At 76.0% G+C, this 20,974-nt stretch carries 18 protein-coding genes; 10 read left to right on the forward strand and 8 right to left on the reverse strand.

Annotated features, from left to right (window positions below; translation table 11 throughout):
* Nucleotides 1-10 precede the first annotated feature (10 nt).
* The 8 genes from ACSUPT_RS02535 to ACSUPT_RS02570 all read left to right on the forward strand — a co-directional run bounded on the left by ACSUPT_RS02535 (nucleotide 11) and on the right by ACSUPT_RS02570 (nucleotide 8,780).
* A complete protein-coding gene (locus ACSUPT_RS02535; RefSeq protein WP_436943372.1) occupies nucleotides 11-1,216 on the forward strand; it encodes a cytochrome P450 in 1,206 nt (401 codons plus the stop codon).
* Nucleotides 1,213-2,124: an NAD-dependent epimerase/dehydratase family protein gene (locus ACSUPT_RS02540; RefSeq protein WP_436943373.1), complete on the forward strand. Its 912-nt coding sequence runs from the start codon at nucleotides 1,213-1,215 to the stop codon at nucleotides 2,122-2,124. Before ACSUPT_RS02535 ends, ACSUPT_RS02540 begins: the two co-directional genes overlap by 4 nt.
* Nucleotides 2,125-2,499: 375 nt before the next feature.
* Complete coding sequence (locus tag ACSUPT_RS02545; RefSeq protein WP_436943374.1) at nucleotides 2,500-3,132, forward strand: TetR/AcrR family transcriptional regulator; 633 nt, start codon at nucleotides 2,500-2,502, stop codon at nucleotides 3,130-3,132.
* A 190-nt stretch (nucleotides 3,133-3,322) separates the two neighbouring features.
* Nucleotides 3,323-4,708, forward strand: a complete 1,386-nt coding sequence (locus ACSUPT_RS02550) for an FAD-dependent oxidoreductase (protein WP_436943375.1) — start codon at nucleotides 3,323-3,325, stop codon at nucleotides 4,706-4,708.
* 248 nt (nucleotides 4,709-4,956) lie between these two features.
* Entirely contained in the window at nucleotides 4,957-6,042 is a 1,086-nt protein-coding gene (locus ACSUPT_RS02555; RefSeq protein ID WP_361657052.1) for a WD40/YVTN/BNR-like repeat-containing protein, read from the forward strand.
* Nucleotides 6,043-6,077: 35 nt separating this feature from the next.
* A complete protein-coding gene (locus ACSUPT_RS02560; protein WP_436943376.1) occupies nucleotides 6,078-6,755 on the forward strand; it encodes a uracil-DNA glycosylase in 678 nt (225 codons plus the stop codon).
* Entirely contained in the window at nucleotides 6,752-7,777 is a 1,026-nt protein-coding gene (locus ACSUPT_RS02565) for a BadF/BadG/BcrA/BcrD ATPase family protein (protein ID WP_436943377.1), read from the forward strand. The genes ACSUPT_RS02560 and ACSUPT_RS02565 overlap by 4 nt, the downstream gene beginning before the upstream one ends.
* An 88-nt stretch (nucleotides 7,778-7,865) precedes the next feature.
* Nucleotides 7,866-8,780: a sirohydrochlorin chelatase gene (locus ACSUPT_RS02570; RefSeq protein WP_436943378.1), complete on the forward strand. Its 915-nt coding sequence runs from the start codon at nucleotides 7,866-7,868 to the stop codon at nucleotides 8,778-8,780.
* Nucleotides 8,781-9,046: 266 nt separating this feature from the next.
* On the opposite strand, the gene ACSUPT_RS02575 is transcribed toward ACSUPT_RS02570, so the two are convergent.
* From ACSUPT_RS02575 to ACSUPT_RS02590, 4 genes are all read right to left on the reverse strand, one after another.
* Nucleotides 9,047-10,117: a lactonase family protein gene (locus tag ACSUPT_RS02575; RefSeq protein WP_361657042.1), complete on the reverse strand. Its 1,071-nt coding sequence runs from the start codon at nucleotides 10,115-10,117 to the stop codon at nucleotides 9,047-9,049.
* 92 nt (nucleotides 10,118-10,209) lie between these two features.
* Nucleotides 10,210-11,751, reverse strand: a complete 1,542-nt coding sequence (locus tag ACSUPT_RS02580; RefSeq protein ID WP_365729971.1) for an FUSC family protein — start codon at nucleotides 11,749-11,751, stop codon at nucleotides 10,210-10,212.
* Between the two features lie 301 nt (nucleotides 11,752-12,052).
* The gene (locus ACSUPT_RS02585; protein WP_399217952.1) at nucleotides 12,053-13,150 is read right to left on the reverse strand and encodes a mandelate racemase/muconate lactonizing enzyme family protein; all 1,098 of its coding nucleotides are present in this window, start codon (nucleotides 13,148-13,150) and stop codon (nucleotides 12,053-12,055) included.
* A gap of 40 nt (nucleotides 13,151-13,190) precedes the next feature.
* Entirely contained in the window at nucleotides 13,191-14,426 is a 1,236-nt protein-coding gene (locus tag ACSUPT_RS02590; RefSeq protein WP_436943379.1) for a hypothetical protein, read from the reverse strand.
* Nucleotides 14,427-14,555: 129 nt separating this feature from the next.
* Here ACSUPT_RS02590 and ACSUPT_RS02595 point away from each other — a divergent pair, with 129 nt between their 5' ends.
* A complete protein-coding gene (locus tag ACSUPT_RS02595; RefSeq protein ID WP_436943380.1) occupies nucleotides 14,556-15,692 on the forward strand; it encodes a DegT/DnrJ/EryC1/StrS family aminotransferase in 1,137 nt (378 codons plus the stop codon).
* A 132-nt stretch (nucleotides 15,693-15,824) separates the two neighbouring features.
* On the opposite strand, the gene ACSUPT_RS02600 is transcribed toward ACSUPT_RS02595, so the two are convergent.
* Nucleotides 15,825-16,805, reverse strand: coding sequence for a dihydrodipicolinate synthase family protein (locus tag ACSUPT_RS02600; protein ID WP_351963720.1), 981 nt, complete (start codon nucleotides 16,803-16,805; stop codon nucleotides 15,825-15,827).
* 133 nt (nucleotides 16,806-16,938) lie between these two features.
* On the opposite strand from ACSUPT_RS02600, the gene ACSUPT_RS02605 reads away from it, so the two are divergent.
* Nucleotides 16,939-17,925: an LLM class flavin-dependent oxidoreductase gene (locus tag ACSUPT_RS02605; protein ID WP_351963721.1), complete on the forward strand. Its 987-nt coding sequence runs from the start codon at nucleotides 16,939-16,941 to the stop codon at nucleotides 17,923-17,925.
* 18 nt (nucleotides 17,926-17,943) lie between these two features.
* On the opposite strand, the gene ACSUPT_RS02610 is transcribed toward ACSUPT_RS02605, so the two are convergent.
* Genes ACSUPT_RS02610 through ACSUPT_RS02620 form a run of 3 tightly spaced genes read right to left on the reverse strand, consistent with a single transcriptional unit; the run spans nucleotide 17,944 to nucleotide 20,956 of the window.
* Nucleotides 17,944-18,747 (reverse strand): carbohydrate ABC transporter permease, encoded by an 804-nt coding sequence (locus tag ACSUPT_RS02610; RefSeq protein WP_399217949.1) that lies wholly within the window; start codon nucleotides 18,745-18,747, stop codon nucleotides 17,944-17,946.
* The gene (locus ACSUPT_RS02615; RefSeq protein ID WP_351963723.1) at nucleotides 18,747-19,703 is read right to left on the reverse strand and encodes a carbohydrate ABC transporter permease; all 957 of its coding nucleotides are present in this window, start codon (nucleotides 19,701-19,703) and stop codon (nucleotides 18,747-18,749) included. Before ACSUPT_RS02615 ends, ACSUPT_RS02610 begins: the two co-directional genes overlap by 1 nt.
* Nucleotides 19,700-20,956: an ABC transporter substrate-binding protein gene (locus ACSUPT_RS02620; RefSeq protein WP_436943381.1), complete on the reverse strand. Its 1,257-nt coding sequence runs from the start codon at nucleotides 20,954-20,956 to the stop codon at nucleotides 19,700-19,702. Before ACSUPT_RS02620 ends, ACSUPT_RS02615 begins: the two co-directional genes overlap by 4 nt.
* Nucleotides 20,957-20,974: the final 18 nt, after the last annotated feature.

Consider the following 20,974-nt stretch of genomic DNA (forward strand, 5'->3'; position numbering starts at 1 on the left):
CGCACGTCCGATGACCGACCGAACCGAAAGCGGCGTGCGTCCGATGGCCGGTGGGCCCGGAGGAGCCGCACCTCCGGTGTCCGGGCGGGCGGCCTCCGCTGTCCGTGCCGCGCGGCGTCGGGACCGGCGCGTCTACACCCGTTCCCACCCGCTGCTGTTCGCGCTGCTCGCCGCCACCCGCCGCCGCGCCGTCACCCGTGTCGGCGGGGCGCTGCTGGTGCACGGCACCGAGCCGTACCGGCAGGCCCTGACCCGCGTCCCGCTGGACCGCACCGCCGCCGGCACCACCGGAGGCGCCGCACGGGAACTGTCGGCGGGCGGCACGCTGTTCGACCAGGAGGGCTCCGGGCACCGCGCCACTCGGCGCGCGGTCGCCGACGACCTGGGCGCGGCCGGGGTGGAGCGGTTGCGCCCGGTGTGGCTCGACGTCCTGGACCGCCGCGTCGCCCCGCTCGCCGAGGGCCGCGACATCGATCTCGTGCCGCTGGCCCGGGAACTGGCCGGGGCGACCGTCCGCGCGCTGCTGGGCGCGACCGGCGACCCGGAGGCCATCGCCCGCGCGGCGGCGGACGCGGCGGCCGCCGCCGTACGCGACCATCTGCCCGGCCCGCGCCTGCCGGGCACCGCGCGGGCGGCCGCCGCGGCGGCGGCGCGGCTGGAGGCGCTGCTCGCCCCCGACCGGCCCGCCGGGGAAGCGGAGTCCGCCCTGCGGGCCATGCTGGCGGTGGCCGCCGTCAACACCACGGTCGCCGCCCTGCCGCGGGCCGCCGCCTGGTGCGCCGACGCGGGCCTGTGGGACGACGCGGCCGACGGACTGCTGCGCCCGGCGCTGGTGGGCGAGCTGCTGCGGGTGACGGCCCCGTCGCCGCTGCTGCCGCGTGTGGCGGCGGCCGACGCCGACCTGGGCGGCTGCCCGGTGCGGAAGGGGGACCGCCTGATCCTCGTGGCCCGCCACGCGGCGCGCGCCCACGTCCGGCCGCCCGACGCCCACAACCCGGCTCCGCCCGGTGTGGCCCGGCTGGTCTTCGGCGCCGGCGGCCACGCCTGTCCCGGTGCGCGGCTGGCCCGCGCCCAGCTCGACGACACCCTCGCCGCGCTCGCGCCCCACCGCCCCGTCGTCGTGCGGGCCCGCGCGGACCGGGGCGCGGCCCTGCCGGGCTGGCGCTCCCTCACCGTCCGCGCCGCGGGCGGCCACCCGACCCTGGAGAACCGATGACCACGATCGCCGTCACCGGGGCGAGCGGCTTCTGCGGCTCTCACGTGGCCGCGGCGGCGGCCGCCCGCGGCGATGACGTCCTGTGCGTGGGCCGGCGCCCCGGCCCGGTCGGCCGGCACCGCCCGTGGGACGCCGCGCGCGAGGTGCCGGACCTGTCCGGGGCGGACCTCGTCGTGCACTGCGCGGCCGCCGTCGGCGACCCGCTGCCCGGCTCCCCCGCCGAGGCCGCCATGCGCGCCGTCAACGTCGACGGCACGGCGCGGCTGCTGCGGGCCGCGGCGGGGCGGCCGGTGGTGTGGGTGAGCAGCGCCAGCGTGTACGCGCCCGGCAGCGGGCGCTCCCGTGTCACCGAGGACCACCCGGTGCGCGGGCACCTGAACGCGTACGGCCGCACCAAGGCCGCCGGTGAGGCCCTGGCCCTCGACGGCGGGGCCGTGGTGCTGCGGCCGCGCGCGGTGTACGGCGCCGGGGACCCGCACCTGGTGCCCCGGCTGCTGTCCCGTGTCCGCCGCGGGCTGCTCCTGCTGCCGGGGCCGAGCGTCCGCCTGAGCCTGACCGCCGTGGAGAACCTCGCCGACGCCTGCCTGCTGGCCGCCGACTGGCCGCCGGGCGTGTACAACATCGCCGATCCCGTGCCGTACGACCGCGACGAGGCGGTGCGGACCGTCCTGCGGGCCCACGGCGTGCGGGCGCGCGTCGGTCACGTCCCGCTGCCGGTCGCCCGCGCGGCTGCGGGCGCCGCCCAGACGCTGGCCCGGCTGCGTCCCCACGCCGATCCGCCGCTGACCCGCTATGCCGTCGACCAGCTGGCGCATTCCGTGGTCCTGGACGTGTCCAGGGCCCGGTCGCTGGGGTGGACGCCTCGCCGCACGCTCGGGGACTACGCGCCGGCCGGCTCCGGCGGCTGAACCACCGGCGCGGGGGCGGTCGGTGGAGGGACGCGGGCGCGGGGCGGCCGGAGGGGCGTGCGGGCCGCATATGCCGTACGGGCGCCAGCCCGGGTTCATGGGGCCGGTCCGGGCGCTCGGGTGGGGTCGGCTGCGAAGGGCGGGCACCGGTCGGCCTCGGCCACCGCCGGATGGCGGGCTCAGCTGCCCCCGGGGCGTGACCCGCGGCTTCACCGCGCGGGCCGGACGGGTCCGGGGGCGGGCGCCAGCACGGACCGGGCGATCCCCCGCGTCGCCCGGTCCGCGTGACGCGCTGCCCCGGCCGACGAGGCGGTGCGTGTCGGCGGGGACGCTCTGAGTATATTGGCTGGAAGCCAGTCAACGCAGGAGTTCAGCATGTCCCCGCGAAGCGCATCGGTCAATGCGGAGCTTCGTCGGCGGTCCCGCGAACGGCTCCTCCAGGCGACGGTCGAGCTGGTGGCCGAGCGCGGGTACGAGGCGACGACGCTCGGGGACATCGCCGACAGGGCCGGTTCGGCGCGCGGACTCGTGTCGTACTACTTCCCCGGCAAACGCCAGCTGCTGCAGTCCGCCGTCCACCGCCTGATGCACATGACGCTGGCCTCCGCGCTGGAGCGCGAGCCGCGCACGGACGACGGCAGGGAGCGGCTGGCCCGCGCGATCGACGCGATCCTCGGTCTGGCCGTGGACCAGCCGCTGCTGATGCGCACCCACATGGCGGGGATCCTGCAGGCCGAGGGGTTCGTGCGCTGCCCGGAGCAGCAGCGGCTCGCGGCGCTGCTGCGGGACACGATGGAGCGGTACGGCTCGCGGGACGTGGACGCCGACTACCCGCTGCTGCGGGCGCTGCTGATGGGCGCCGTCGTCGCCATCCTGCTGCCGGGCGCCCCGATGTCACCCGCCCGGCTCAGGGCCGAGCTGTTCCAGCGGTACGGGCTGGACTGGGAGCTGGGCTCGCCCCCGGAGGGCGGCCGGGCCGTCGTGCAGGACGGCGTGCCCGTGCGGTAGGGCGCCGGAGCGCGCGGGGCCCGGAGGCGGGACGGCGCGCGTGGACGGGTGTTTGCCGCGGGCGGGTCCGGTGCCTCGTCCGGCGCGGGCGCCCGCGCGGGCGGGCGGGCGGTTCACGGGGCCGCGGGGCCTCCCGCGCGGCGCTCCCCGGTGGGATGCTGAAGGTTCCTCCGGGGAAGGAGCGCGTGCCGTGCTTCGTGTCGCCGTGGTCGGTTCGGGCCCCAGCGGGGTCTACACCGCCCAGTCACTGGTCGAGCAGACGCTGGTGCCGGACGTGCGGGTGGACGTGCTGGACCGCCTGCCGTGTCCGTACGGGCTCGTGCGCTACGGGGTCGCCCCCGACCACGAGAAGATCAAGTCCCTGCAGAACAACCTCCGCGCCGTGCTGGAGCACGAGCGGATCGGCTTCGTCGGCAATGTCCCGGTCGGCGCGGACGGGGTCCCGCCGGAGCGGTTGCTGGAGCTGTACCACGCCGTCGTCTACTGCGTGGGCGCCGCCCGCGACCGGCGCCTGGGCGTGCCGGGCGAGGACCTGGCGGGCAGTTTCTCGGCGACGGACTTCGTCGCCTGGTACAGCGCCCACCCGGACGCCTCCGCGTACGGCTTCGCGCTGGAGGGGCGCTCGGCGGTCGTGATCGGCGTGGGGAACGTGGCCGTGGACGTGACGCGCGTCCTCGCGCGGGCCCCCGAGGACCTGCGGGCCACCGACGTGCCGCAGTCCGCGCTGGGGGCGCTGGCCGCGAGCGCGGTGCGGGAGGTCCACATGGTGGGCCGGCGCGGCCCGTCGCAGGCCCGGTTCACCACCAAGGAGCTGCGGGAGCTGGGCGCGCTGCCGTCCGCGCGGATCGGCGTGGAGCCGGCGGACCTGGCCCTGGACCCGGCGTACGCGGACCCCTCGGGGCTGCCCGCGGTGAACCGGCGCAACGTGGAGGTGATCCGCGAGTGGGAGGCCGCCGGTGCGGAGGCGGCGGCGGGGGGCGTCGCCGGGGCCGCAGGGCGCTTGTCCGCTGTGCCGCGCTCCATCCGGTTGCGGTTCTTCCTGCGGCCCGTGGAGATCCTCGGCGAGGGCGGGCGGGTCGCCGCGGTGCGGTTCGAGCGCACCGAGCCGGACGGCACGGGCGGGGTGCGCGGCACGGGGACGTACGAGGAGATCGAGGCCGGTCTCGTCCTGCGGGCGGTCGGCTACCGGGGCGCGCCGCCGGAGGGCCTGCCGTTCGACCCCGTGCGCGGGACGGTCCCGCACGCGGCGGGGCGGGTGCTGCGGGACGGGGCGCCGTCGCGGGGCGAGTACGTGGCGGGGTGGATCAAGCGCGGGCCGAGCGGGGTGATCGGCACGAACCGGCCGTGTGCCAAGGAGACGGCGGCCTCGCTGCTCCAGGACGCGCCGCTGCTGGCCCGCCGGGCCGTGCCGGACGACCCGGTCGCGGAACTGCGTGCCGGGGGGCTGCGGCCGGTGCGGTGGCCGGGCTGGCTGGCGATCGAGGAGGCCGAGGCCGCGCTGGGCCGGGCCCTGGGGCGCGGACCGGTGAAGATCCCCGACTGGACGGGGCTGCTGGCGGCCGCGGGCGAGGGCTGAGCGGGGCGCGGGGCGGGCGTCGAGCAGTTCCCCGAGAGCCCGGCGGGCGACGAGGACCCCGGAGGGCGCGGCGGCGGACGCAGGCCCCGGACGGCCCGGGTCCCCCGCCGAGCGGGCGCGCGGACCCGGGCCTCGTGGATCGCGGGGCGCGCGGCCTGGCCTGCGGGGACGGCGCTCCGGCGGCCGTTGTCAGTGGGTGGGTGCAGACTGGCCCGTATCGCGACAAAGGCGTCCTGGAGGTGTCGGCCATGACCGACGTACTGCTTGCCGTTGGCACCCGCAAGGGCCTGTTCACCGCCCGCCGGCGCGGCGGCCGCTGGGAGTTCGACGGGCCCCACTTCCCCTCGCAGGCCGTGTACGCGGTCGGCATCGACCTGCGGCGGTCCACTCCCCGGCTGCTGGTGGGCGCGGACAGCGCGCACTGGGGGCCTTCCGTGCTGCACTCCGACGACCTCGGGGCGCGCTGGACGGAGCCGGCGAAGGCGCCCGTGAGGTTCCCCGAGGACACGGGCGCGTCGCTGGAGCGCGTGTGGCAGCTGCATCCGGCGGGCCCGGCGGCGCCCGGCGTGGTGTACGCGGGCACGGAGCCGGCCGCGCTGTTCAGGTCGGACGACGAGGGCGAGACGTTCGAGCTGGTCAGGCCGTTGTGGGAGCATCCCACGCGGTCGCGGTGGCAGCCGGGGGGCGGTGGCGAGGCGGTGCACACGGTGGTGACCGACCCGCGCGACCCCGACGCCGTGACGGTCGCCGTCTCGGCGGCCGGGGTGTTCCGCACCCGGGACGGCGGCGCGTCCTGGTCGCCGTCGAACGACGGGGTGTCGGCGGTGTTCCTGCCGGATCCGAACCCGAAGTTCGGCCAGTGCGTGCACAAGATCGCCCAGGACGCCGGCGACCCGGACCGGCTGTACCTCCAGAACCATTGGGGTGTCTACCGCAGCGACGACTCGGGCGGCACCTGGACCGACATCGGGGCGGGGCTGCCGTCCGACTTCGGCTTCGCGACGGTCGCCCACCCCAAGCACGCGGACACGGCGTACGTCTTCCCGATCAACGCCGACTCGGACCGGGTGCCGGCGGGGCGCCGCTGCCGGGTGTACCGGACGAGCGACGCGGGCGGCAGCTGGGAGGCGCTGTCGCGCGGCCTGCCGGAGGAGGACCACTACGGCACGGTGCTGCGCGACGCCATGTGCACGGACGGCGCCGACCCGGCGGGCCTGTACTTCGGCAATCGCAACGGCGAGGTGTTCGCGAGCGCCGACGACGGCGACAGCTGGACCCAACTGGCCGCGCATCTCCCCGATGTGCTGTGCGTACGGGCCGCGGTCGTCGGGTGACGGAAGGGGTGGGTTGCGCCAGTAGAGTGACGGCCGTGGCAGCACGACCGTTGAAAGACATCATCGAGCCCGGCTGGGCCGAAGCCCTCGAACCCGTGGCCGATCGGATCGCCGCGATGGGGGACTTCCTCCGCGCGGAGATCGCCGCGGGACGCACCTACCTCCCGGCGGGGGCGAACGTCCTGCGGGCGTTCCAGCAGCCGTTCGACGAGGTGAAGGTCCTGATCGTCGGCCAGGACCCGTATCCGACACCGGGGCACGCGGTGGGGCTGAGCTTCTCGGTCGCGCCGGACGTGCGGCCGCTGCCGGGCAGCCTGGAGAACATCTTCCGCGAGCTCCACTCCGACCTGGGCCTGCCCCGGCCGTCCAACGGCGATCTGACGCCCTGGACGCGGCAGGGGGTGCTGCTGCTCAACAGGGCGCTGACGACGGCGCCCCGCAAGCCGGGCGCGCATCGCGGCAAGGGCTGGGAGGAGGTCACCGAACAGGCCATCAGGGCCCTGGCGGCGCGCGGGAAGCCGCTCGTGTCGGTGCTGTGGGGGCGTGACGCGCGCAATCTGCGTCCGCTCCTGGGCGACCTTCCGGCGATCGAGTCGGCGCATCCCTCGCCGATGTCGGCGGACCGGGGCTTCTTCGGCTCGCGCCCCTTCAGCCGGACGAACGACCTGCTGCTGCGTCAGGGGGCGGAGCCGGTCGACTGGCGCCTGCCGTGAGACCGGACGGCCCGCTGGTCCTGGGCGTCGACTCGGGCGGCTCGGGCTTCCGCGTCGCCCTGGCGGCGGTCGCCCCCGGGGAGCGTCCCACGGCGGGTCGGCGCGGCGCCGCGGGTGCGGTGGCGCGGGTCGTGGGCTCGCGGGAGTTCGGCACGCCCGTGCCCACCGGGCCCGGCGGGATCGACGCCCGGTGGCTGATGGAGCGGCTGGTGCCGGTCGCCCGGGAGTTGCTGGACGACGCCGGGGCGGGCGGGCTGCGGCCCGTCGCGGCCGCCGTCGGAGCCGCCGGCATGGCCGGGCTCGGTGACGGGCTGCGCGCCCTGCTGCCGGGCGCGTTGGGCGCCGCGCTGGGCGTACGGAGACTCGCGCTGGCGTCCGACGCCGTGATCGCGTACGCGGGCGCCCTGGGCACCGTGCCGGGCACGGTGGTCGCGGCGGGCACCGGTCTCGTCGCGCTCGGCACGGACCTGGTGCGCTGGCGCCGCGCCGACGGCTGGGGGCATCTGCTGGGCGACTGCGGCAGCGGCGCCTGGATCGGCCGGGCCGGTCTGGAGGCGGCGCTGCGGGCCCACGACGGGCGGCGCGGCGGCTCACCGGCCCTGCTGGCCCGCGCCGAGGCGCTGTTCGGGCCCGCCGCCGGACTGCCCGGCCGGCTGTATCCGCGTACGGACCGGGCCGCCGTCCTCGCGTCGTTCGCGCCGGAGGTGGCGCGCTGCGCGGCCGACGACCCGGTCGCGGCGGACGTCCTCGTGTGTGCGGCTCGCCACATCGCGGAGGCCGCCGCGGCCGTCCACCCGGCCGGAGGCGCGGGCGATGTGGCCCTGACGGGCGGCCTGTTCCGGATCGGCGACCCGCTGCTCGTACCGCTGCGCGAGGAGCTGGCGCGTCAACTCCCCGGTGTGCGGCCGGTGTCGGCGGCCGGCGACCCGCTGTCGGGTGCGCTCGCCCTGGCCGCCGCGCTCGCCGCGGACGCGCCGGGGCTGCCGGCCGAGCCCGGTCTGCTGGACACATACGGCAACTGAGGCGACTCTTCCGACAAACTGCTCAATGGGGGCGGGAATGCCCCCTCCCCGAACAGCGAGGCGGACAAAACCAGTAGCATGCGGCGCCATGAGCTCCCCCACTGGGCCCGCTGGCCTGCCTGTACGAATGCCACGCCCCCGCCAGTCCGGGCGGCACCGTCGCCCCGAACCCCTGGCGGCGCCCGAGGGCGCGCCCGCACTCGTCCTCGCCGTCCCCGGTGAGCCTTCCGCCGCTGTGCGCAGCCTCGCGGAAGAGCTCGTGAGCATCGCGCGCTCCGAGCTGCCGGGCCTGGAGGCCGCGATCGGTTTCCTCGACGGGGACGACACCGAGTACGTGTCCCTGACCGGTGTCCTCCAGCGGGCCGCGCGGCTGCGCGTGGAGCGGTACGAGCTGGCCGTGGCGGCCGGCCGCGAGGTCGCCGAGCCCGAGGGCCCGGCCGCCGTCGTGGTGCCGCTGCTGGTCGGCCCGGACGCCGAGCTGATGGGCCGGATACGGCAGGCCGTCGCGGACAGCGGCGCGCCGGCCGAGCTGACCGATGTGCTGGGCCCGCACCCGCTGCTGGCGGAGGCGCTGCACGTGCGCCTGTCCGAGGCGGGTCTGGCGCGCGCCGACCGGGCTCGGCTGTTCACGGTCACGACGGCGGCGGACGGCATCGTGCTGGCCACGACCGGGGGCCCGGAGGCCGTCCAGGCGGCCGGGATCACGGGCATGCTGCTGGCGGCGCGCCTCGCCGTGCCGGTGATGGCGGCCGCCCTGGACCAGGAGGGTTCCGTGGCGTCGGTGGCGGAGCAGCTGCGCAACGCCGGTTCGGCGCAGCTCGCGGTCGCCCCGTACCTGGTGGGTCCGGAGCTCGCCGAGGGCCTGCTGGACGACGCGGCCAAGGCGGCGGACTGCCCGGTCGCCGAGCCGCTGGGCGCGTACCCGGCGGTCGGCAAGCTGGTGCTGTCCGGCTACATGACGCTGCTGGGCATCTCCCCGCAGCAGGCGGCCCCGGTCCGCTGACCGGACGGCCCCGGCGGGACGCCCCGTCCGGAAGGGCCCGCACCGCGCCTGGGCGCGCCGGTGCGGGCCCTTCCGCGTGTCCGGGGGCCCGGCCGTCCGGCCGTGCGGGCCCGCCTGGCGCGTGCCCGGGGCCGTGCGGGCCCGCCGGGCGTGGTGCCCGGGGGCGTGCGGGCCCGCCGGGCGTGGTGCCCGGGGGCGTGCGGGCCCGCCGGGCGTGGTGGCCGGCCGTGCCGGTGCGGGTGCGCGGGCCGGGCGTCCGGTCGGTGTCAGGCGAGGACGACGCAGGAGGCCGCCGGGGCGGGGACCGCGCCCGCGCGTGAGGGGATCCCGGTCGCGGGGTCCACGTCGAACCAGGTCACGTCGCCGGACCGCTCGTTCGCCACGTACAGCCGCCGCCCGCTCGGGTCCGCGACGAGGTCGCGCGGCCAGCGGCCTCCCGAGGGCACGGCGGCGACCAGGCGGGGCCGTTCGCCGGCGCCGTCGAGCTGGAGGACGGCGATGGTGTCGTCGCCCCGCACGGCGGCCCACACGAACCGCCCGTCGGGGCTGACGGCGAGCGCCGAGGGGTAGCCGGGCCCCGTCGCGCCCGCCGGCCGCACCGGGACCTCCGCCACGGGTTCGAGGGTGCCCGTGCGGCCGTCCCAGCGGCACGCGGTGAGCGTCGGCGCCAGCTCCGAGAGGACGTAGGCGTGGCCGCCCGACGGGTGGAAGGCGAGATGGCGCGGTCCGCTGCCGGGGCGCAGAGCCGTCTCGCGCCGGACGGTGAGCGTCCCGGCGACCGGGTCGAGGACGCACACGCGTACGGAGTCGGTGCCGAGGTCCACGGTGAGCAGGTGGCGCCCGTCCGGCGCGGGGAGGACCTGGTGGGCGTGCGGGGCGGCCTGCCGGTCGTGGTCGGGGCCGCTTCCGCGGTGCCGTACGAGGCCGGTGACCGGGCCGGGCGCGCCGTCGGGGCGGACGGGCTGGGCGCTGACCGAGCCGGAGCCGTAGTGCGCGGCGACGACGTGCCCCGCGGTGTACGCGAGGTGGGTCGGCGCGGAGCCGCGTACGGGCTCGGGGGCGCCGATCAGGCGGGGTGCCGGGCCGTCGGTGCCGAAGGCGGCGACGGCGCCCCGCTCGGTCTCGGAGACGGCGTACAGCACGGCGCCGTCGGGCCGCAGGGCGAGGAAGGACGGGTCGGCGACGGCGTCCGTGGCGCCGGTGGGCGTCAGGGCGCCGGTCGCCCCGTCGACGGTGGCGGCGGTGATCCCGTGGCCTCCGGCGGAGGTGAAGGACCCGATGAACGCCCGCCTCACGCCGCCGCCCGGCCCCGTGTCCTCGTTCCCGTGCCGCTCCACCGCTGCCCCTCCCCCGTGGCCGTGCCTGGCGTTGCCGGGGACGACGCTAGCAGTTGCGGTCTAGACCATGCACGGCAGGCGTGCGTCCGGGGTCAGGACCGCACCAGCAGCGAGCGGGGCCTCGTGCGCAGCGGCCCGTCGAGCTCGGCGAGCAGTCGCTCCAGGCCCCGCAGGTGCGCCAGCGCCGGTACGGCGGCCGCGGCCGTGTCGTCCGGGGCGGGGGCGCCCTCCGGGGCGGCCACGGCGGGCGCCTCGCGGCCCTCGGCGTGCAGGGCCCGTTCGCGGCCCTCCAGCAGGGCCTCCACGGCCGCCTCCACGCGCCAGCAGGCGGCCGCGAGCCGGGCGTCGTGGCTGGCGTCCGGGTCGGCGGCCACCGAGGCGAGCCCGCGCACCTCGCGGGCGCAGTCGTCGAGCAGGGCGAGCACCCGCCGGGCGCGGGCCTTGCGGTCGCGGAACGGGCTCAGCGGGTGGACGAGTGGCGCCAGGGCCATCCGGACGCGCCCCAGCAGCATCTCCAGCTCGGCGGCGTGCGGGGCCGGGTCGGCGGTGGGCGAGCCGGCGAGCCGTTCGGCGGCCTCGGCGGTGCAGCGGCGCACCGCGAGCAGGGCGCGCTGGATCCACGCGTCGTTGGTCGCGTGGGTGGTGACCGGCAGGACGAAGGTCACGGCGAGCGCGGCGAACAGCGCGCCGACGCCCGTCTCGGCGGCCCGCAGCACCAGCAGCCCCGGCGTGAGGACGCCGAGCAGCCCGTACAGCAGCCCCGCCATCACGGTCACGGCGAGCATCATCCAGCTGTACGAGACGGGGGCCGTGTAGAAGATGCCGAAGACGCAGACGGCGACGAGCACGGCCGTCGGGCCGGGCGCGCCGTGCAGGGGCAGCGCGACGACCAGCCCGGCGAAGATGCCGATGACGGTGCCGAGGACGCGGCGGAAGCCCCGTACGAGGGTCTCGCCGCGCGAGGCGGTGTTGACGAAGATCCACCAGGTGGTGCCGACCGCCCAGTACCAGCGCTCCTCGGACAGCGCCTGCCCGACGGCCAGGGCGAAGGCGCACGCGATGGTGACCTGGACGGCCTGGCGGGTGGTCGGGCGGGCCAGGCCGCGTCCGGGCAGCGGGGCCGGCGCGGCGGCGGGCGGGGTGCGGCGCTCGATGGGCCAGACGGCGAACCGCACGGCGGCCGCGGCGGCCAGGGCGATGCCCACGGCGGCGTACAGCTCCGGGAGCTGCGCGGGGGCGGCGTGGAGGAACTGCACCACGAAGAACTGCATGAAGGCGAAGATGCCGAGCGCGTGGCCGCGCGGGCCCCAGCGGCGGGCGTAGACCCCGCAGAAGACGACGGCGAGGAACGCGGCGTCCCGGGCGAGGGGCGCGTCGCGCAGCAGCGTGGCCAGGGCGAGCACGGGGAGCCCGGCGGCCGGCAGCAGGGCGGTGGTGATCCGCTGGGCGCGGACGGTGCCGTCCATGACGGTGAACAGGGCCAGCAGCGCGGCGAGCCCTCCGGTGATGGACGCCGTGAGCGAGAGACCGGCCAGTTCGGCGAGCGCGACGGCGAGCGCGATGCCGAGTACGGCGCGGGTCGCGTTCCTGAGCCTGAGGTACCCCGGGTCCGGGGCCACGAAGAACTTCTTCATGACGGTGGTACCGCCCCCCTGTTCTGTCTTGCCGTCGTCGGCCGTGGAGGTGCCCGGGGGTGGTGGGCGTCCGGAGGCACGACGAAGGCGCCGCGGTCCGGGACGGCGTCGTTGCCGTCCGGCGCTGCGCGGCGCCATTGATACGTGGATATGACAAGCAAAACATCCGCGGGGGCGGTGGCTCAAATCGTGCGTCGATCACTGGGCCATTGGCACAGCGATACCCGGCACATGGTCGGCCAGTGGGAACCACTGGACCAGGAGTGCCCGGCAGGCCGGTCACGCCCTGCCCGGCAGGACGTCACGCCCCGCCGGGCAGGGCGGTCAGTCCGTGCCCGAGGCCCGGTGTGTCCGGCAGGGCGACGTGTCCGGTGTCGGCCGCGCTCGCGAACGCCGCCGGGGCCAGCGGTTCGTCCTCCACCAGCAGCGGGCCGACGAGGTCGGCGGGGACCGTCGCGTGGGGCAGCGCGGCGGCGAGGTGGGCGGCCGCGAGGGTGGCGACGCCCAGCTCCGGCATGGTGCCGATCTTCACGGCGAGCCCGGCGGCCTCCGCGAGCGCGGCGATCTGCCGGGCGCGGTGGAGTCCGCCCACCTTGAGGATCTTGATGTTGAGGACGTCGGCCGCGCCGCGCCGGACGATCTCCAGGGCGTCGTGCAGCGACTGGAGCGACTCGTCGGCCATCACACGCGGCCCGCCGCGCCCGCGCAGGGCGGCCATCCCGGCGAGGTCCCAGCGGGGCAGCGGCTGCTCCACGAGGTCGAGGCCCTCGTCGCCGAGGCGCGCCACGGTGCGGGCGGCGGTGGACGGGTCGTAGCCCTCGTTGGCGTCGAGGGACAGCTCGGTGCGGTCCGGGATCGCGGCGCGCACGGCGCGGACCAGCTCCACGTCGAGGTCCGGGTCCTCGCCGCCCTTGACCTTGATGTGGGTGAAGCCGCGCGCCGCGTACTCGGCGGCCTCCTTGGTCATCTCCTCCGGCGTGCCGAGGCCGACGACCCAGGCGGTCGGCACCTCGTCGCGCAGCCGTCCGCCGAGGAGCAGGTGGGCGGGCCATCCCGCGGCGCGGCCGGCGAGGTCGTGCAGGGCGAGGTCCAGGGCGGCCTTGGCGAGGTGCTGGCCGCGGATGGCGGCGTCCATGGCGGCGTGGGCGCCGGCCAGGTCGCGCGGGTCGCGGCCGACGAGGGCGGGCGCGGCGTGGCCGGTGAGCGCGGCGCGCAGCCCGTCGAGGGTCTCGCCGGTGTACGCGGTCATCGGCGACGCCTCGCCGTAGCCGGTGGCGCCGTCGTCGGTGCGCACCTCCACGACGAGGCTGACGAGGTCGGGGCTGGTGCCGCTGCTGATGGCGAAGGGACGGCGGTAGGGGGCCTGGACGACATGGCTGCGAATCGACTGGATCTTCACGCGGCTCCTCCGGGTCACGGCCCCGCCCTCGGCGTCGGGCCTAGAGACGTACTCGGTAGACGATGGGCGGGCGGCCGGTGCGTCCTTCCTGCCGGCTGCCGGTGGGGACGGCGACGCCCGCGCGCTCCAGGCGCTTGAGGATGCGCCGGGCGGTGCGCTGCTGGACGTCGAGGTGTTCGGCGACGCGGTGCGCGGTGATGCCGGACTCCTCCTCGGCGGCGACCAGCTCCCGCAGCCGCTCCAGGGTCTGCGGGTTGAGGCCGACACGGCGGGCGAGCAGTCCGGTGGCCTCCGCCGGCGCGGCGGCGGGCCCGGGGATGTCCCCGGAGTCGTGGGCGATGACGATGTCGATGTCGTCCTTCATGCACACGACCCCGGCGACCGGTCCGACCGACCGGGCCCGGTTGACGGCCCGCCGGGCCAGCGCCTCCGCCTCGGCCGCGGTCCGGCCGAGGCCGAAGCCGACGTGCGCGGAGCCGTGCCGGGCGGCGAGCCCGTCGAGGAACGGCAGGCGGGTGAACTGCTCGGTGGCCTTCTCCAGCGCGCCGCGGGTGGTCACCGCGAGGCGGCTGCCGTCGGGGAGCCCGGCGAGGCTGCCGCCGAGGACGGCGAGGTCCGCGGCGAGCTCCTCGTCGACGGCCGGCAGGTCCACGATGCCGAGGGCGACCTGCGCGTCACCGCTGTGCGCACCGGTGGTGGCGAGCACGAGGGCGCGCAGGGTGGCGCGTATGGAGTGGCGGGACGGGGCGAGCCGTACGGCGGGGAGGCGGTGCTCCAGCTGGTGGTAGGCCGAGCCGAGGCAGGTGAGGGCGACGGTGGTGCCGTGCCGCTGGTGCGCGGCGAGGTGGAAGTCGACCAGGTCCTGGGAGGTGAGGCCGGGGCGGTAGGGCAGGACGCGGACGTGCTCGGTGGGCAGCTTCGCCTCCGTGAGCGTCTCGGTCACCTCCGCGCGGCTGAGCGTGTCGATGGAGATCCGCGACACGTCGTGGCCCAGCCGCAGCAGCTCCACCAGGGCCCGCAGGAGTGTGGCGCCGCTGTACGGGACGTACATCGCGGGCCGGTCGACGAGGCCGGCGCCCGCGGCGAGGGTGTGCGGGACGACGCCGGTGAACAGCAGGGCGTCGACGCGGGAGCGGGCGCCGACGACCGCGTCGGGCGTCTCGTCCTCGTGCCGGTACGGCAGCGCGAGCAGCCGGGCCGCCGCGGTCTCGCCGCCGACGGCGACGACCTTGTCGACCAGGTCCTCGGGGCCTATCACGCCGACCGTGAGCGCCATCGGCCGGTCTCCGTTCGTCTTGGCGAGGTGCGGCGGGGTGCGTCCGTGGGGCTGGTTGACGCCCGTCCACAGGGGTCTTAGTTTCGGCCCAGACCGTAACCGCGTCTTTGGCGGAAGGATAGTAACCCGATGCCCGAACCGGAAATCCCCCTGCCCACGGTGCTCGACCCGGACGGCAGGACGATCGGCGCGCAGGAGCGCGAGGCGGTGCTGCGGGTGCTCGACTCGGCGGTGCTGTGCAGCGCGTTCGGCGCGGAGGCGCGGTCGCTGGAGGCGGAGATGGCCGCGCTGTACGGACGTCCGCACGCGGTGGCGTGCTCGTCGGGCACGGCGGCGCTGCACCTGGCGGTCGCCGCGTGCGGGGTGGGCCCCGGCGACGAGGTGGTGACGACGCCGATCTCCGACTTCGGCACGGTCGCGCCGGTCCTGGTGCACGGGGCGCGGCCGGTCTTCGCGGATGTGCGCGCCGCCGACGGCAATCTCGACCCGGACGCCGTGGAGGCCGCGATCACCCCGCGCACCAGGGCGGTGATCGCCGTTCACCTGTTCGGCGGAGCGGCGGACGTGGCGCGGCTGCGGGAGATCTGCGACCGGCACGGGCTGCCGCTGGTGGAGGACTGCGCGCAGGCGTGGCTGGGCGAGGACGCGGCGGGGCGGCTGCTGGGCACGGTCGGGGACATCGCCTGTTTCAGCCTGCAGCAGTACAAGCACATCACGGCGGGCGACGGCGGCCTGGCCATCGCGGACGACCCGGCTCTGGCCCGGCGGATGCGGCTGTTCATGGACAAGGGCTGGGACCGCTCGGAGGGCCGCATCCACCGCGAGATGGGCCTCAACTACCGGATGCCGGAGCTGGTCGCGGCCGTGGCGCGGGCCCAGCTGGCGAAGGTCGGCGGGGTCGTACGGGCGCGGCGCGCGGCGGCCGGGCGGCTGCTGGACGCGCTGGAGGGCCTGGACGGGGTGGCGCTCGCCGGTGAGCCGACGGGGCACGCGTGGTGGATGGTCCCGCTGCTGGTCGGGGACAACGCGCGCTGGGCGAAGAAGCTGGCGGCCGAGGGCGTACCGGCGCTGCCCGGCTATCTGGAGCGCCCGCTGTACGCCAACCCGGCCGTGCCCGGGGGCCGTACGGGGCTGTGCCCGCGCGCGGAGGAGCTGATCGGGCGGACGCTGCTGGCGCTGCCGTGGAACGAGGCGTACGGCGCCGGGCACGTCGACCGTGTCGCCGGCGCCCTGCGCCGGGCGGCGCGCCGGGTCCCGGCCGGCTGACGGCGGCGCCGGCAGGGGCTGACCGCCGTCGGGGCGCCCGGGCCCCGACGGGTCCTCGCCAATCCGCGCCCCCACGGGGCGGCGGGCGGCCGGAGGGGGCCCGGGGTGCCGAGGGGCCCCGGCGCCGCGCGCTCAGTCCGCGGCGCCGTCCTCCTCCTTGGCGAGCCGCTCCAGGCAGGCGACGACGGCGCGCCGCTCGGCTGCGGGCAGCGGCGGCCCGTACGGGTCGAAGGCGGCCTCCTCGGGGACGGCGCCCTCCCAGACGGCGGCCCACAGCATCCGCTGGACGTAGCCCTCGATGGGCGCGAGGAACGTCGCCTCCGCGAACCGGTCCAGGCGCCCCGAGGCGCGCAGGAAGCCCGCGGCGTCCCCTGCCGTCCAGGCGTCGAGCACGGCGGTGGTGAGGCCCGCGCGGGCGGCGGCGATGCCCACCAGGGCCGTGTCCGCGCCCCACATGAGGGACGGGCCGAACATCCGGTCCTCGCCGGTCACCACCAGGGCGCCGGTCCCCTCCGCCGCGCGGACGGCGTCCTGGCAGTCCACCGCCCGGTCCAGCGTGGCGATCTTGATGCCGGCCGCCGACGGCAGGGCCAGCAGCCGCCGGATCAGCTCCGGGGAGTACGGGTACCCGCCCGCCTCGCCGTGCAGGAAGAAGCCCAGCACGGGCAGCCCGCTCGCCTCGGCCGCCCGCTCGTGGAGCCGTACCGCGCGCTCCGTCCCGTCCGGCAGGGCGTGGTGGCGGGCCATCGGGTACACCATCACGGCGTCGGCGCCGAGCTCCGCGGCCTCCGCCGCCATGGCGACCGCCGCGTCCTCGGCGTCCTCCAGCGGCGCGCCCCGCAGCGCGCGCGGTACGCCGGCCCCGGCGACGACGGGGAGGTCCACGGTGTCCCGCCACACCTCGAGGACCCGCCTGCGGTCGGCCGCCGACAGGTGCAGCCCGCGCCCGGTGTGCGCCCACACGGCGACCCCGCCGATCCGCTCGGCGGCCACCCGTTCGGCGTACCGGCGCAGCGCCGGGTAGTCGACGGCGCCGGTGGCGTCCATGGGCGTCAGCACGGCGGGCAGGACGGTGCCGCGCAGCCGTCCGGCGAGTTCCTCGGTAGCGGACATCAACGACCCCCTGTAGGACGGTGCTGTCTGACGTGCGGTCTGACGGTCTGTCGTCTTGTCCCACGGTCTGTCGCCGCGGTGCGCGTTCACGCTAGCCTTTACGGCCCGGACCGTAAAGGAAGGAACCGGTGCCATGCGCCTCGGCCTCTACGTGAACCTCTACGCCGACAAGGCCGACCGACCGCGGCTCGCCGACGCGGTGGAGCAGGTGCGGCTCGCGGAGGAGGCGGGCTTCGCCTGGGTGGTGCTCGGGGAGCGGCATCTGCACCGTCCCGGCTACCACGAGGCGATCACCTCCCTGGCGTATCTGGCGGCGCACACGGAGCGGATCGGGCTCGCGACGGCGGGGCTGATCGCGCCCGTGTACCACCCGGTGTGGCTGGCGGAGACGCTCGCCCACATCGACGTGCTGTCGGGCGGGCGGCTGACGGCCGGTTTCGTCCTGGGCTACCGGCCGGAGGAGTTCACGCTGTACGGCACGCAGCCGCGCGAGCGGGTGGCGCGGTTCGAGGAGTGCCTGGAGCTGGTGACGCGGCTGTGGACGGAGGACGAGGTCACCCACGAGGGCCGGTTCACCTCCCTGGAGGGGGCGTTCCTCTCGCCGCGCCCGGTGCAGGCGCCGCGACCGCGGATCTGGAACGGCGGGCGGGTGCCGACCGCGCTGGAGCGGACGGCGCGGATGTGCGACGGCTGGACGACGTCGTTCAACGAGCTGGACGCCGACCTGCCCGGCAAGATCGCCGAGTACCTCTCGTACCCGAGGGGCGCGGGAAGCCTCGGGGCGGAGGTCGTCGTCTGCCGGGAGGGCTACTGCGCTCCCACCACGCAGCTGGCGCGGGCCGCGCTGGAGGAGCCGCTGCGCGGGCTGTACGACGCGTACGGCGACTGGAAGCGCACCTCGCAGGACGCGGCGCGGTACGCGCAGGAGTGGGACGACATCGCGGCCCGCTCGGTGATCGGCTCGCCCGAGGAGTGCGCCGACCGGCTCGGCCACTACGCGGCGATGGGCGCCGACGGGGTGGTGCTGCGCGTGCAGCCGCCCGGTATGCCGCAGGCGGACGCGCTGCGCGCCATCGAGGCGTACGGGACGGACGTGCTGCCCAGGCTCCGCGCGGTGTGACCGGTCGGCGGCGCGGGTTCAGCTCTTGAGGCCGGTCGTCGCGATGGAGTCGGTCAGGTAGCGCTGGAGCAGGCCGAAGACCAGCAGGCAGGGCAGGACGGTGATGGTCGCGCCGGCCATGATCTGGTTGACGGCGACGTTCTCGCCCTCCAGCGTCGCGAGGCCCACGGTGAGGGTGCGCATCTCGGAGGACTGGCCGATGACGAGCGGCCACAGGAAGTCGTTCCAGTGCCACAGGAAGACGAACACGCCGAGGGTCGCCAGGACCGGGGTGATGAGCGGGATGACGACGGTGGTGTAGATCCGCCACTCCGACGCCCCGTCGATCTTCGCCGCCTCGAACAGCTCGTCGGGCAGCTGCGCGATGAACTGCCGCATGAGGAAGACGGCCTGCGAGTTGGCGAGCGTCGGGACGATCAGTCCCCAGTACGTGTCGACGCCGCCGAGCCGGGAGACGAGGACGAAGTACGGGATGAGCGTCGCCTGGAACGGCACCATCAGCGTCGCCAGGAACGACCAGAACAGCACCTCGCGCCCCGGGAAGCGCTTCTTGGCGAAGGCGTAGCCGGCCATCGACGCGAACAGCAGGATCAGCACGACGGACACCAGCGAGTACACCAGGGAGTTGGCGGCCCAGCGGCCGATGTCGGCGCCGGACAGCACGGCGGAGAAGTTCTCCCAGGTGGCCCGCGTCAGGTCGAACGCGCCCGGCAGGGTCTTCCCGCCGGGCGGCGCGAACGCGACCAGCACCATCACCACGAACGGCGTCATGGTCACCAGCGCCACCAGGGCCAGCAGAACCGGCAGCCGCACTCTCGCCATCAGTCGTCCCGTCCGATCAGCCGCCGCTGGATCAGCGAGAACACCAGGACCACCAGGAACAGCACCAGGCCCAGCGCGCTCGCGTAGCCGAAGTCGAAGAACTTGAAGCCCGTGTCGTAGAGGAAGTACACGAGGGAGTAGCTGGCCCGCACCGGCCCGCCCGCCGTCATCACGTACATCGCGTCGAACACCTGGAACGCCCCGATAGCCTCGATGACCAGGACGAAGAACAGCACGGGGCGCAGCAGCGGCAGCGTCACCCAGCGCAGCCGCCGCCAGCCGGTGGCGCCGTCGATGACGGCGGCCTCGGTGACCTCGCGGGGGATGGACTGGAGTCCGGCGAGGAGGATCAGCATCGAATAGCCGAATCCCTTCCACGCGGAGGTGGCCGCGATGGCGGGCAGGACGAGCCGCTCGTCGCCGAGGAAGTCGACGGGGCCCAGCGAGAGGACGCCGAGCGCCGCGTTGAGCAGGCCGTCCTCGACGTCGTAGATCCACTTCCAGATGACGGCGGCGAGGACGATGCTCGTGACGTACGGGAGGAAGAACACGCCGCGGAAGAAGCCGCGCGCCCAGACCGTGCGGTGCAGCAGCAGGGCCGTGCCGAGCGACAGGGCGACCGTGAGCGGCACGAAGAACAGCGTGTAGAGGGCGGTGACGCCGAGGCTGGACCAGAACAGGTCGTCCTGGAGGAGGCGGGCGTAGTTGTCGATCCCGATGAACCGCCAGTCGCCGCTGAGCCGGTAGTCGGTGAGCGACAGGAACGCCGCGCCGATGGTCGGGCCGAAGCGGAAGACCAGGAACAGCAGCAGCATCGGCGCGACGAACAGGAGCCCGACGCGTGCCTCGCGGCGGCGGACCGGCCGGGCCGGCCGGCCCGCCGGGAGGGGCGGGCCGGGTACGGCGACGGGCTCGGGGGTCGGTGCGGTCCGCTCGCCGGCCGTGCCGGCGGTCAACGCTGCCGCGCCAGCAGGTCGTCGGCCTGCGCGGCCGCCGCGTCCAGGGCTTCCTTGGGGCTCTTGCGCCCGGTGAGCGCGGCCTGGATCTCGGGTGCGATCAGCGACATCAGCTGGCGGGCGACGGGGCTGGGCTCACCGGGGTACGCGAAGGGCAGCGCCTCCTGGAACTGCTTGGCGTACGGGGCGTCGCTGGGGACGGTCACGTCGGTGCGCGGCGACAGGAAGCCGCTCGCCTTGCCGAGGCTCTGGATGCGGGCCGGCTCCGCCATGAACGCGAGGAACTTCTCCGCCCCGGCGACGTTGCGGGATGCGGCGTTGAGGCCGAGGCCACCGGGGACGCCGAAGGAAACCTGCTTGACGTCGCCGAGCGGCTTGCCGACGACCACGTTCTCGGCACCCCAGGTCTTGCGGGCCAGTTCCGCGTCGGCGAGCGTGCTGGCGAAGCCCATGGCGACCTGCTGCTTGCCGAGGGGGTGGTCGGCGAAGATGTTGGTGTTGGTGAGGGCCGACTTGGGGATGGCGCCCGCCTTGTAGAGGTCGGTGAGGAAGGTGAGCGCGGCGACGCCCTCGGGCCCGTTGAAGGCGGCCTTCTTGCCGTCCTCCGTGAACACCGTGCCGCCGGCCTGCCACAGCAGCGGGTAGAAGTTGAGGTTGAGGGTCGCCTCGTTGCTGGCCGAGTAGTCGAGGGTGGCGACGCCGGCCTGCTTCAGCTTCGGCGCGGCGGCCTTGATCTCGTCCCAGGTGGCGGGCGGCTTGTCGATCCCGGCCCGGTCGAGGAGCTTTTTGTTGTAGAGCGTCGTGGTGACGGTGTGGTAGATGGGCACCGCGTACAGCTTGCCGTCGTGGGTGAGGGCCTTGAGGGCGTTGGGCAGGAACGATTCCTTGATGTCCTCGACGGCCTTGTCGACGGGGCGGATGGCGCCGTTGCCGAGGTACTGCGGGACCTGGTCGGGGTTGAGCAGGACCACGTCGGGGCCCTTGCCGCTGCCGAAGGCGGTGGCGAGCTTCTCGTCGCGGTTCTCCCAGGGCTGTTCCTCGATGGTGAGGTCCGTGCCGCGGTGGGCCGCCTCGAAGTCCTTCTCGATCTGCGCCCAGTAGGCGGAGTTGGCCTCGGGGTCCGCGATGACGGGGTACATCCAGACGGTGACGTCGTTCGATCCGGACCCGCCGCCACCGCCGCAGCCGGCCAGCAGGGAGGCCGCGGCGAGGAGGGCGACGGGGGTGATGGCGCGCTTGAAGCCTGTCGTCATATGGGCCTCCGCAGGGCC

The sequence above is a fragment of the Streptomyces sp. SudanB25_2051 genome (genome assembly GCF_964272635.1).
In the GTDB taxonomy this organism is placed as follows: Bacteria; Actinomycetota; Actinomycetes; order Streptomycetales; family Streptomycetaceae; genus Streptomyces.